The sequence below is a fragment of the Streptomyces sp. NPDC029216 genome (assembly GCF_040648015.1).
GTDB lineage: Bacteria > Actinomycetota > Actinomycetes > Streptomycetales > Streptomycetaceae > Streptomyces.
On the sequence record NZ_JBEZWL010000091.1, the window covers coordinates 1 to 12,209 of the forward strand.

General features: G+C 73.1%; 10 protein-coding genes. 4 read left to right on the plus strand and 6 right to left on the minus strand.

Annotation, left to right across the window (positions count from 1 at the left end; translation table 11 throughout):
• Positions 1-410 precede the first annotated feature (410 nt).
• Positions 411-1,352, plus strand: coding sequence for an NAD-dependent epimerase/dehydratase family protein (locus AB0F18_RS26990; RefSeq protein ID WP_362065015.1), 942 nt, complete (start codon positions 411-413; stop codon positions 1,350-1,352).
• Positions 1,353-1,369: 17 nt separating this feature from the next.
• On the plus strand, positions 1,370-4,723 hold the full coding sequence (locus AB0F18_RS26995) for an aminotransferase class I/II-fold pyridoxal phosphate-dependent enzyme (RefSeq protein ID WP_362065017.1): 3,354 nt from the start codon (positions 1,370-1,372) through the stop codon (positions 4,721-4,723).
• A 10-nt stretch (positions 4,724-4,733) separates the two neighbouring features.
• Here AB0F18_RS26995 and AB0F18_RS27000 read toward each other — a convergent pair whose 3' ends face one another.
• From AB0F18_RS27000 to AB0F18_RS27025, 6 genes are all read right to left on the minus strand, one after another.
• Entirely contained in the window at positions 4,734-5,312 is a 579-nt protein-coding gene (locus AB0F18_RS27000; protein ID WP_362065019.1) for a toxin, read from the minus strand.
• A complete protein-coding gene (locus tag AB0F18_RS27005; RefSeq protein ID WP_362065021.1) occupies positions 5,309-5,788 on the minus strand; it encodes a helix-turn-helix domain-containing protein in 480 nt (159 codons plus the stop codon). Before AB0F18_RS27005 ends, AB0F18_RS27000 begins: the two co-directional genes overlap by 4 nt.
• A 301-nt stretch (positions 5,789-6,089) precedes the next feature.
• Entirely contained in the window at positions 6,090-7,250 is a 1,161-nt protein-coding gene (locus tag AB0F18_RS27010; protein WP_362065023.1) for an MAB_1171c family putative transporter, read from the minus strand.
• Positions 7,251-7,292: 42 nt separating this feature from the next.
• Positions 7,293-8,009 carry a TetR-like C-terminal domain-containing protein gene (locus AB0F18_RS27015; protein ID WP_362065025.1) on the minus strand — a complete coding sequence of 239 codons (717 nt, stop codon included), beginning with the start codon at positions 8,007-8,009 and terminating at the stop codon, positions 7,293-7,295.
• A gap of 96 nt (positions 8,010-8,105) precedes the next feature.
• Positions 8,106-8,618 carry a GNAT family N-acetyltransferase gene (locus tag AB0F18_RS27020; protein WP_362065027.1) on the minus strand — a complete coding sequence of 171 codons (513 nt, stop codon included), beginning with the start codon at positions 8,616-8,618 and terminating at the stop codon, positions 8,106-8,108.
• Between the two features lie 46 nt (positions 8,619-8,664).
• Entirely contained in the window at positions 8,665-9,720 is a 1,056-nt protein-coding gene (locus AB0F18_RS27025) for a peptidase M6 (protein ID WP_362065029.1), read from the minus strand.
• 128 nt (positions 9,721-9,848) lie between these two features.
• On the opposite strand from AB0F18_RS27025, the gene AB0F18_RS27030 reads away from it, so the two are divergent.
• Together AB0F18_RS27030 and AB0F18_RS27035 are read left to right on the plus strand one after the other, a co-directional pair.
• Entirely contained in the window at positions 9,849-10,418 is a 570-nt protein-coding gene (locus tag AB0F18_RS27030; protein WP_362065031.1) for a PadR family transcriptional regulator, read from the plus strand.
• A gap of 39 nt (positions 10,419-10,457) precedes the next feature.
• The gene (locus AB0F18_RS27035; protein ID WP_362065033.1) at positions 10,458-12,173 is read left to right on the plus strand and encodes an acyl-CoA dehydrogenase family protein; all 1,716 of its coding nucleotides are present in this window, start codon (positions 10,458-10,460) and stop codon (positions 12,171-12,173) included.
• The last annotated feature ends 36 nt before the right edge of the window (positions 12,174-12,209 follow it).

A 12,209-nucleotide genomic window follows, 5' to 3' on the forward strand; every position in this document is an offset into this window, starting at 1 on the left:
GGGGCGCCCCCTTGCCCGCCCGACCCGCCGCGGAAGGACGATGAGACTGACGGGAAAACCCCAACCCCTCCCTGAGACCGCCCCACCGAAACCCCGCCCACCCCCGACCCCGCCCCCCGCCCGCAGCACGTCCGCCGCCGGGTTCCGGCCAATCGTCCCGCCCCTGCGGAGGAGACGGGACGCCTCAACGCGAGCCTCCCGGTCGGAACGGCACGGAGCGGGGCACGCCGCACCGAGCCAACGAACCCGGCGGACTGGCGATCGGGAAGCCGGCAACGGGCCCGCGGCCGGGTGCTCCGGAGCGTTGCGGGACTGCAGTCGCGGCTACCGCCGGTAGGGGTGGGGATTTCGGCCGTTGCCCGAGGGGACGCCGGCACCGCCGGGCCGGGGCCGCGCGCTAGTGTGCGTACGTGAACTCTCATGTCGTCATAGGTTTCGGACCTGCCGGCGCCGCAACCGCCCGGCTGCTCGCCGAGCAGGGCCACACGGTGAAGGTCGTCACCACCACGGGACGCAGCCCGGAGCCCGGGATCGAGCACGTCGCGCTGGACGCCAAGGACAGCGGACGGCTGACCGAGGCGGTACGGGGCGCGGCCGCGATCTACAGCTGCGCCGCGCCGCCCTACCACCGCTGGGCGGGGGAGTGGCCGGCCCTCGCCTCCTCGCTCTGCGCGGCGGCCGAGGAGAGCGGGGCGGCCCTGGTCATGCTCGGCAACCTCTACGGGTACGGGCCCGTGGACGGCCCCCTGACCGAGGACCTGCCCCTCGCGGCGACTGGTACCAAGGGACGCGTGCGCGCCGCCGTCTGGGAGCAGGCGCGGAACCTGCACCAGCAGGGCCGGATCAGGGTCGTCGAGGTGCGCGCCTCCGACTTCTTCGGACCCGGAGTCGCCGACGGCGGGCACCTGGCGGCGCGGGTCATGCCGCCGCTGCTGCGCGGCAAGCCCGTCTCCACGCTCGGTGACCCCGACGCCCCGCACAGCTGGACCTACCTCCCCGACGTGGCCCGGGCCCTGGTGGAGGTCGCCGGCGACGAGCGGGCCTGGGGCCGGGCCTGGCACGTGCCGACCGAGCCCGCGCTGTCCGTCCGCGAGATGGTCGGCCTGCTCGCCGCCGAAGCGGGCACCGGACCGGTCGCGGTACGCGGGATCCCGCCCCTCGTCCTGGGCCTGGGCGGGCTGTTCTCCCCGCTGCTGCGCGAGCTGAAGGAGATCCGCTACCAGTTCGACCGGCCGTTCACGGTCGACTCCAGTGCCTACGAGGCCGCGTTCGCGGTCCGGGCCACCCCGCTGGACCAGCAGGTCAAGGCGACGGTGGACTGGTGGCGCGAACGTCTGACGACCACCGGGTGACGGTTCCGGAGAAAGGGATGCATTCCACAGTGGACCCCAAGGGATCGGGGCAGGGACGGGACCGGGGCCAGGGGCCGGGCGACATAGCCGTCGTCGGTATGGCGTGCCGGTTCCCGGGGGCGCGCAACCTGAACGAGTACTGGCGGCTCCTGGCGGACCCGCGGGCACAGTTCGGCCGGATACCCGACGCGCGGTGGCGCGCCGACGGCTTCCTGAGCGAGGACTTCCGCGACACCTCCGCCGCGTACACGGACACCATGGCGCTCCTGCCGGACGTGGACCGCTTCGACGCGGCCCACTACGGCATCCCGCCGCGGCGGGCCAAGGCGATGGACCCCCAGCACCGGCTGCTGATCGACCTCGCCCGCGAGGCGATCCAGGACGCCGGATGGGAGGCCGACGGCTTCGACCGCGAGGAGACCTCGGTCATCACGGCCCTCACCGAGAGCGGCTACCGCGGCCTCACCACCCTGCAGATCCGGATGCGCCAGCTGGCCGGCGGCGAGTTCGGGGCACGCCCGGACGCCCGCTGGCGGGAGGCCGTCCGCGGGGTCGACGGCATGCAGGGCACCTCGGTGGCCGGGATCCTGCTCAACATGGGCCCGAACACGATCAGTTCGGTCCTCGACCTGCACGGGGAGAGCTACGCCCTGGACTCCGCCTGCTCGGGCGGTCTCATGGCCGTGGCCAACGCCGTCCACGCGCTGCGCTCCGGCCGCAGCCGCATCGCCCTCGCCGGCGGCGCCCAGCTGGTCGTCACCCCGGACCTGCTCATCGGGCTGTGCCGGATCGGCGCCATCTCGCGCAGCGGCCGCTGCCTGCCCTTCGGCGCGGACGCCGACGGCTTCGTCCTCGGCGAGGGCGCCGGGGTGCTCGTGCTGCGGCCCCTGGCCGACGCGGTGGAGGCCGGCGACCGGGTGTACGCGGTGATCCGCGGCGTGGGCACCGCCAACGACGGGACCGTCCAGGGCGGTTTGCACCCGCAGGCGGCCGGACAGCTGCGCGCCCTGCGCCGCGCCTACCGGGACGCGGGGCTGGCCCCCGGCGAGGTCGGCTTCCTGGAGGCGCACGGGACCGGGACCACCGTCGGCGACCCCGTCGAGCTCGCCGTCCTGCGTGAGCTGCGCGGGGAGGCGGCCGCGCCCGCCTACCTGGGCGCGGTCAAGGCCGTGGTCGGGCACTCGCTCAACTCCGCGGGGCTGGCCGGGCTCATCAAGTCCGTCCTGGCCGTACACCGGGGGGTGATCCCCCCGCAGCCGGAGTTCGGGCTCGCCGACCGCTCCGTACTCGACGCCGCGGGGCTGACCGTACCGACGGAGCCCGTCCGCTGGCCGGGGGACGGGCGGCCGCGCCGGGCGGGCGTCAGCGCGTTCGGCTTCGGCGGCACCGGCGTGCACCTGGTGGTCGAGGAGCACACCGCGCCGCCGGCCGGCCCGGCTCCGGCCGGGGGACCGTACGTGCTGGCGCTCAGCGCCCGCGACCGGGCCGGGCTGGCCCGGTACGCCCGGGAGCTGGCCCGCACCGTCGCCGAGGACCGGCCGCCGCTGGCCGCCGTGGCCGACACCCTGGCCCGCCGGACCCCCCTGACGGAACGTCTCACCGTGGAGGCGCGGGACACCGCCGACGCCGTCGCACGGCTGGCCGAGGCGGCCGAGGCCGTGGAGGCGGGCCGTACGCCCGAGGCGCCCGTGGAGGCCGTCGCGACGGCGGGGGAGCGCGTACCCCCGTGCACCCTGCCGCCGAGCCCGCTCGCCCCGCGCCGCCACTGGATCGTGGACGAGTCGGCGCGCGAGCTCGCCGGACCGCAGGCCGTACCGGTGCCGGAACCGGCCGGGGCGCAGGCGGCGCGGTCCGGCGGGGCGTCCGCCGCGGCCCTCGTCCTCGAAGAGGTGTCGCGGACCGGTGTCTACCCGCTGTCCGACCTGCACGAGGGCCAGACACTGGTGGCCGACCTCGGCTTCGACTCCCTGATGCTGCACGAGCTGGACACCCGCATCGCCAACCGGGTGCCGGGCTTCCGTACCGAGGAGATGTACTCCCCGGACCTCACCGTCGGCCGTCTGATCACCCTGGTCGACCCGGACCTCACCGGCCGGGAGACGCCCGCACCGGCCGTGCCCGCACCGGCCGTACCCGAACCGGCCGCCCCGCAGTGGAGCGCCGAGACGGCGAACGTCGACGACTTCCCGGAGGTCGGCAAGCTGGAGCAGCTCCTGGGCTCCATCGCCGACACCGGGGCGGAGTTCCCGTACTTCCGGGTCCACGAGGGCACCATCCGCGACACCACGGTGATCGGCGGTCGCCCCTACCTCTCCTTCGGCAGCTACAACTACCTCGGCCTCTCCGGGCACCCCGCGGTCAACGAGGCGGTGCACAAGGCGGTGGAGCGGTACGGGACCTCGGTCTCCGCGAGCCGGGTCCTCTCCGGCGAACGGGACCTCACCGTCCGCCTCGAACGGGCCCTGACCGAGTTCCTCGGCGTGGGGGACTGCCTGACGCTGGTCAGCGGCCACGCCACCAACGTCACCGCGATCGGCCACCTCGTCGGCCCGGGGGACCTCGTCCTGCACGACGCGCTCGCCCACGACAGCATCCTCCAGGGCTGCGCCCTGTCCGGTGCGGCGCGGCGCCCGTTCGCGCACAACGACACGGAGCAGCTGGAGCACCTGCTGCGGCTCAACCGCTCCCGGTTCCGCCGCGTGCTGATCGCCGTCGAGGGCGCGTACAGCATGGACGGCGACCTCGTCGACCTGCCCGCCGTGATCGAGCTGAAGAAACGTTACGGCGCGCTGCTGATGGTGGACGAGGCGCACAGCATCGGCACCGTCGGCGCACGGGGCCGGGGCGTCGGCGAGTTCTTCGGGGTCGACCGCACCGACGTGGACCTGTGGATGGGCACCCTCTCCAAGGCCTTCGCCAGCTGCGGCGGCTACCTCGGCGGCTCCGTCCGGATGGTGCGCTGGCTGCGCCACACCCTCCCCGGTTTCGTCTACAGCGTCGGCCTGACCCCGCCGAACGCGGCCGCCGCGCTGGCCGCCACCGAGCTGATCACGGCCGAGCCGCAGCGGGTGGACGCGCTGCGGCGCAACGCCCGCCTCTTCCTCGGCCTGGCCTCCTCGGCCGGCCTGGCGACCGGCTCCAGCGCCCACACGCCGATCGTGCCGTGCATCCTCGGCGACTCGGCGCGGACCCTGCGCGTCGCGGACGGGCTCTACGCCCGGGGCGTCATCGCCGACCCGATCTTCCACCCGGCGGTGGAGGAGGGGCTGTCCCGGCTGCGGTTCTTCATCACGAGCGACCACCGCGAGGAGGACATCCGCCGGGCCGTGGCGGTGCTGGCCGAGGAGGTGGCGTCCGCCGCCGCGCCGTAAGCCGCCCACGTCAGATCAGCGTCCGTTCGATCCGGCTGAGCAGGGCGCTCGTCCCCGGGTCGCCGCCGTCCCCCGCCTCCGCGGCGGGGGGCGCAGGATGCCGCTGTTCGGCGTCCTCCATCCGCTGGGCGAGCAGGTAGGCGATGATCTCCGCCTCCTGCTCCTGTACGTCGTCGTAGGTCGCGCGCAGGAGCATGTCGCGCACGAGGTCGGGGTCGAGGTCGGGGAAGAGGAGGCGGGCGGCCGCCTCGTCCAGTCCGCCGGCCCCGCGATGGCAGCAGATGATGTGGCCCAGCTCGTGCAAGATGATGTGCTCCTGATGCGCGCTGGTGGTGTTGGCGTCATAGAAGATCAGGTCCTCGTCGCGGGCGGCGACCCACATGCCGCAGGGGTGCGACGAGGGCATCTGCATCGGGACCAGGAGGATCGGCCGGTCGCGCACCTCGCCGAGGTGGCGGCAGAGTTCGGCGACGTCGCTCACCTCGGGGAGGTCGAGTTCGGCGAGCCGCCGGGCGCCGGCCTTCCGGAGCTTCTTGAGCTGGCTGCGGCGGTCGTGATCGGCGGCCCGCTCCTTCCAGGCGCCCCTCATACGGGCTCGGAGGGGTCGGCGGTGCCGGCGGCGGGGGAGTCGGGGACGGGGGCGTCCGTGACCGGCGGGAGGCCCTGCATCTGCCGGTACTGGTCCATGATGGCCGTGATGGCCTGGAGGTTCTCCTTCTTCATCCCGGCCGCGCGCATCGCCACGGCGCGGACCCCGGACTGCCGCAGCGCCTCGATGGCGGCGACCTGGCTGAGCACGGACTCGGCGACCTTGTCGTCGAAGAAGTAGGCGACCGAGACGCCGAAGAACTTGGCCAGGGCCGCCAGGAGGTCGGGTGACGGGTTGGAGCGCTTCCCCGTCCGCAGCTGCGACAGGTACACACCCCCGACCTTGAGTTCGGGGGTGGCCCGCTTCAGTTCCTCCGCCACCTCGGCGTTGGTCCAGTGCTTGCCCTTGGGACGGACCGTCTTGAAGAGGTCGTCGAGGCGCCTGGCGAGCAGGGGCCGGTCGTCGCTCTCGGTCATGGTGAATCTTCCTCCCGTCACCTCCTCGGTATAGCCCTTGGCTATACGTCAGTTTCACAGATTAGCGGTCAGTTGACAATTGGCCTGGACTCCGCCAACGTTGGGTCTCGCCGATAGCTGCCAGCTAACTCGTTCTCACGGGGGTTTGACGAGCAGGCTGGCGAAATCGGACTGGCCCGGCCCTCGGGGGATGGGCCGGGCCAGTCCGGGCGGGAGCCACCCGTCCGGCCCGATGTGAAAAGTACGGGGGAACGGGGGAGGCCCGCCCGGTTTGACGGGGGATACAAACCGGGCGGGAGCTTCAACTCGCGGTGCCGAGTTTACTGTAGGCGGCCGCGACTTTGGTGAGCCAGGCCACCTCTGCCGTGAAGTTGTCCGTGTCGCGGTCGTCGAAGTCGCCCGCGTCCTTGTTGTCGTGCGGGATGGTCCCGGCCTGCTTGGCCAGCAGGGCCCGCTTGATCCGCGCCGCCTCCGTGAACGCCTGCAGCGACTCCTCGCTCTCCTCCCTGCCCGCGCCTTGGTCCGTACCGCCCACGGTGGTCCGGTCGATGTACGGACGCAGGTCCCGCCAGCCGTCGCGTATCTCGACGACCCGGCGGTGCAGCCGGTAGTCGAGGTCCGAGACCGAGGCGCCCGGCGGCTCCAGGGCGATGTCCGGGGAGGACTCGTACAGGTCCCGCCAGAGCGGGTACAGCGCCCGGTACGCCCGGTAGCTGCGCGTCCACCCCAGCAGCCGGGTAGCCGCCGGACCCCACGAGGAGTTGGTCAGGCCGAGCGACAGGATGACGATGCCCGCCGCGCTGAAGAGGTTCGAGGCCAGCTTCCAGGCGCCGATGTCGACCCCGGCCGCGGCCGTCAGGATGTTGACCGTCCGGCACGAGCAGTACAGGAACAGCACCACGGCGGCCACCCGCAGCACCCGCAGCGCCTGCCGCAGCGACTCGTTGTCCGTCATCCGGGCGTACGAACCGCACTGGCGGAAGATGGTCACGCACGGCAGCGCCTGGGACGCCATGAAGGCGAGCAGGTAGACGAGGACCAGCGGCTGCCCGCTGCCCGTGTCGAAGTCCGAGGACGGCCGGGAGGTCCCGTCGGCGAGGAGGAAGAGCGCGACCAGGGCCACGTCGAGCGCGGTCCCGGTGATCAGCCACCACCGCGTCTTGCGCCGGGCCTCCTCGTCGGACGCCGCCCACCGCAGCAGGATGATCTCCGCGGCGACGCAGTAGGCCACCGCCGACAGGTGCATGAGGAGGATGGCGAGGTTGCCGACGCCCAGGAAGCTCTGGCTGCCCATGGCGATGGCGCCCATGGTGAAGGTGAGGCACTGGAGTACCAGCGTGGCGATCAGCGTCCAGTAGGCGCTGTCGTGCCGGCTGCGCCGCGCCTGGCACAGCCGGTAGATGAGCGCGGCGTACGAGGAGAGCGCCGCGATGACGAAGCAGAGGGTTCTGATGGTGTTCAAGGCCTGGTTTCCTGCAGGGTGCCGGGGGTGCGGCAGAGGGGGTCAGTCGGTGTGTTCGTCCAGCGGGACCTGGAGCCCGATGCTCTCGGCCGCGACGGCGATCGCGTAGTCGAAGAACACGGCCTCGTCCTTGACGCTGTCGTGGGTGCGGCTGAAGACCTGGAACACCAGCAGCCCGATGAGGTTGCTCCACAGCACGATGCCGCGCTCGATGATGTCCGAGAACGGAGCCTCCGGGAGGCCTCCGAAGGCCTCGACGGCGGCGGGCAGCAGCAGCGGGGGACCGGGCACCGCGCGCCGCGGCGGGGTCAGTTCACCGCCCTCCAGCGCGGCCCGGATGATCCCGGCGAGCACGGCGGGGGTCCGTGCGGCGGCCGGGACGGTGTCCTGCGGGGCGTGGTACCCGGGCACCGGCGAACCGTAGATCAGGGTGAACTCGCCGGGGTTCTCGAAGGACCACTGCCGCAGCGCGCGGGTGACGGCGAGCAGCCGCGCCCCCGCCGGAGCGCCGGCCGCGTCGGCCCGCTCCATCGCGGCGCCGGAGGCGTCGTAGGCGTCGATGACCAGAGCGGTCAGCAGGTCGTCCCGGTGCGGGAAGGCCGCTTCGACGTCGGCGAGGTCGAGCCCGGCCGCGCGCGCGACGCCTTCCAGGGACAGCCCCGCGGCGCCCAGTTCCACGAGCTGCCGGCGGGCGGTCTCCTTGACCGCCTCCGCCGGCGCCGGGTCTTCGTCGTTCGAACTGATTGCTGAAACGTCCATGCCGGAACCGTACCCGCCGCCCCGAACGCAGGAGACCCCCGCACCTCGGGCGCCACGGCGCACCGCCGAGAACCGGCCACGGTGGCGGCGAAGCGGCTACCGGCTGCCGACCCGGGGCCGGGTCAGTACGCGCGTGGTGCTGCCGTCGTCCTCGGTGATGTCCCGGACGTGCGCGAATCCGATCCGGTCCAGCAGCACCAGCGAGGCTTCGTTCTCCGCGGCGACGGTGGCGTGCACCTCGGCCAGCCCGAGGGCGTCGAAGCCATGGGCCACGACGGCCCGCGCCAGCTCGGTCCCCAGCCCCGACCCCCACGCCGCCGGAGCCAGCGCGTAGATGATCTCGTGGCCCCCGACGGCCTCGGTCGGCTTGATCTCGGCGTGCCCGATCAGCAGGCCGTCCCTGCGGACGGCCCAGACGTCGAACAGCTCCCGGGCGTAGACCTTCGTGAAGATCCGCCCGAACAGGGCCCGGTCCTCCTCCTCGGAGGCGGGTCCGTCCCCCATCCACCGGGACACCCTCGTGTCCTGGAACAGGGCCACGAAGTCCGCTTCGTCCTCGGGCACGTAGGGGGTCAGGAGCAGGCGCTCGGTGCGCAGTGTCGGGGTCATGACCGGCGACGCTACCCACCGGCGCCGGGGCGGGCCAAGCGATATGTCAGGAGCTGCGGACGCGGACCACGTCGCCCGCCCCGCCGCCGGGGAGGACGTCGATGCGGACGCCGGCGGCGGGGTCGGCGAAGGACTGGCCTGGGGAGCGGGCCGCCAGGTCCGGTCCGGTGCGGCCCGGCGGCGGCAGGACGCGGACCGGTCCCTCGCCGGTCGGGGTCGCCGAGTCGACCCGGTAGACCAGGACCCCCGTCGAGCGGGCCGTCCGGTCGTGGCCCTCCGCCCGGCGGGACTCCGCCACGTACGCCGTGGTGGGGCCGGTGCGGACGACCGCGATCTTCGTGCCGCCCGGGCGTTCCACCGGGGTCAGGGCCACCGTGCGGCACCCTGGCCCGGCCAGGCCGGCCACCTGGGAGTCGTCGATCCAGCCCAGCTTCCACGCGTGCCAGCCGAGGAACTGGGGGGCGGCACCCGCGATGTCGCCCATGACGTCCCAGCCGCCCGTGTGGCGGTGGGTGTCGCCGGTGAACGCGTACAGGTCCGGCAGGCCGAAGGTGTGGCACGTCTCGTGGGCGGCGACCTTCGGGCCCCAGTGCCACAGGTCCTGTCCGAAGGTCACCGCCCACTTCAGGGGGAGACCCTCGGGCGCGGCCGGGTCGTGGAGGTAAGTGGGGGAGAAGGAGAGCGCGGTCGCTGCCCTCGTCGGGACGACGTAGGCCATGTCGTGGCGCGCGAAGTCCGCGCCGTACGCGGTCGCCGCCGCGAACGCGTCGCGTACGTACGCCTCGTGCGCCTCGAAGCCGAGGCCGCGGGTGAACCCGTAGGAGACGGAGGGCGCCGGCATGCGGATCCAGTGGTGCAGCGGGGTGAGGGCCAGGCGGAGGCGGCCGTAGGAGGCCGTACCCAGCCAGTCGGCGACAGGGGCGAGACGGGCGGCGTAGGGAAGGGTGGAGCCGGCCGCCGGGGCGTCGGGGAAGTCCACGAAGAGGACCAGGACGCGGCGGGTGCCGGTGGACGGCTGGAAGAGGACGCGGTCGGTGTCACGGCCCTCGTCCGTCCAGCCCGTCCGTCCCGGCAGCGCGCACGCGGAGGGCGGGGTGGTCATGGGGCGGCTCCCGGGGTCGGCGGTGTCGGGGGACCCCCTACCCCGTCCGGCCCCGGCGGTGGCCGGGTGAGCCGTGTCTCATGCGCCGGGACTTGTCTATGCAACGAGTTGCATAGAAAGATCGGGGCATGGCGCTCGACCACGCGATCCTCGTCTCCCTCCTGGAGATGCCGGGCTCAGGCTACGAACTCGCCCGGCGGTTCGACCGGTCCATCGGCTACTTCTGGACCGCCACGCACCAGCAGATCTACCGCGTCCTGGGGCGCATGGCGGGCGACGGCCTGCTCACCGTCCGCGAAGTGCCCCAGCAGGGGCGGCCGGACAAGAAGGAGTACTCCGTCGCCGCCCCCGGCCGCGCCGCCCTCGCCCGGTGGCTGCACGAGCCGATCGAGCCCGAGAGCATGCGCCACGAGCTCGCCGTGAAGATCCGTGGGGCGGCCTTCGACGACCCCGCCGCCCTGATCCGCGAGGTCGAGCGGCACCACCGCGCCCACAGCGAACGCCTCGCGCACTACCTCGCGGGCGAGCGGCGGGACTTCACCGCCCCAGGGGCCCCCGGTCCGCTCGACGCCGGGCAGGAGCTCCAACACGTCGTCCTGCGCGGCGGCATCGCGTACGAGCGGATGACCATCGCCTGGCTGGACGACGTCCTGGCCACCCTCCACCGCCTCGGCGAGACGTCACCGCCGACCCCCTGAACACGCACCCACCCACCACGTCCCGGAAGGCGACCCCTCATGGCCGACCCCCTCCTCTTCAACCCGCGCACCTACGACCCGGCGCACTTCGACCCCGAGACCCGCCGGCTGCTGCGCGCCACCGTCGACTGGTTCGAGGAGCGCGGCAAGCGCAAGCTGCTGGAGGACTACCGCACCCGCGCCTGGCTCGGCGACTTCCTCGCGTTCGCCGCCAAGGAAGGCCTGTTCGCCACCTTCCTCACCCCGGCCGCCGCCGGCCGGGAGGGCGGGCGCTGGGACACCGCCCGCATCGCCGCCCTCAACGAGATCCTCGGCTTCTACGGCCTCGACTACTGGTACGCCTGGCAGGTGACCATCCTCGGCCTCGGCCCGATCTGGCAGAGCGGGAACGCAGAGGCCCGCGCCCGCGCGGCCGAACTCCTCGCCCAGGGCGAGGTGTTCGCCTTCGGCCTGTCCGAGCGCACCCACGGCGCCGACATCTACTCCACCGACATGCTCCTGGAGCCCGACGGCGACGGCGGCTTCCTGGCGAGCGGCTCCAAGTACTACATCGGCAACGGCAACGCCGCCGGGCTCGTCTCCGTCTTCGGCCGCCGCACCGACGTCGAGGGCCCGGACGGCTACGTCTTCTTCGCCGCCGACAGCCGCCACCCGGCGTACCACCTGGTGCAGAACGTCGTCGACTCCTCCAAGTACGTCAGCGAGTTCCGGCTGGAGGACTACCCGGTCGCGGCCGCCGACGTCCTGCACACCGGCCGTGCCGCCTTCGACGCCGCCCTCAACACCGTCAACGTCGGCAAGTTCAACCTCTGCACCGCCTCCATCGGCATCTGCGAGCACGCGATGTACGAGGCCGTCACCCACGCGCAGAACCGCGTCCTCTACGGCCGTCCCGTCACCGCCTTCCCGCACGTGCGCCGCGAGCTGGCGGACGCCTACGTCCGCCTGGTCGGCATGAAGCTGTTCAGCGACCGCGCCGTGGACTACTTCCGCTCCGCCGGTCCCGACGACCGCCGGTACCTCCTCTTCAACCCGATGACGAAGATGAAGGTGACCACGGAGGGCGAGAAGGTCATCGACCTGATGTGGGACGTCATCGCGGCGAAGGGCTTCGAGAAGGACACCTACTTCGCGAACGCCGCCGTCGAGATCCGCGGCCTGCCCAAGCTCGAGGGCACCGTCCACGTCAACCTGGCGCTGATCCTCAAGTTCATGCGCAACCACCTGCTGGAGCCGGTCGAGTACCCGGCCGTGCCGACCCGCCTGGACGCGGCCGACGACGAGTTCCTCTTCCGCCAGGGCCCGGCCCGCGGCCTGGGCTCCGTCCGCTTCCACGACTGGCGGCCCGCCTACGACGCGTACGCCGAGGTGCCCAACGTCGCCCGGTTCCGCGAACAGGCCGACGCCCTGTGCGAGTTCGTCGCCACCATCGCCCCGGACGAGGAGCAGAGCCGCGACCTCGACTTCCTCCTCTCCGTCGGCCAGCTGTTCGCCCTGGTGGTGCACGGCCAGCTGATCCTGGAGCAGGCCCGCCTGACGGACCTGGACCGCGACGTCCTCGACGAGCTGTTCTCCGTCCTGGTCCGCGACTTCTCCGGCCACGCCGTGGAACTGCACGGCAAGGACTCCGCCACCGGGGCGCAGCAGACCTGGGCCCTCGGCGCGGTACGCCGCCCGGTGGTCGACGAGGCCCGCGCGGCCCGTGTCTGGCAGCGCGTCGAGGCGCTGTCGGGGACGTACGAGATGGCGCCCTGACCGCAGGCCCGCCACGGGCGGTGCCGCGCGCCCGTC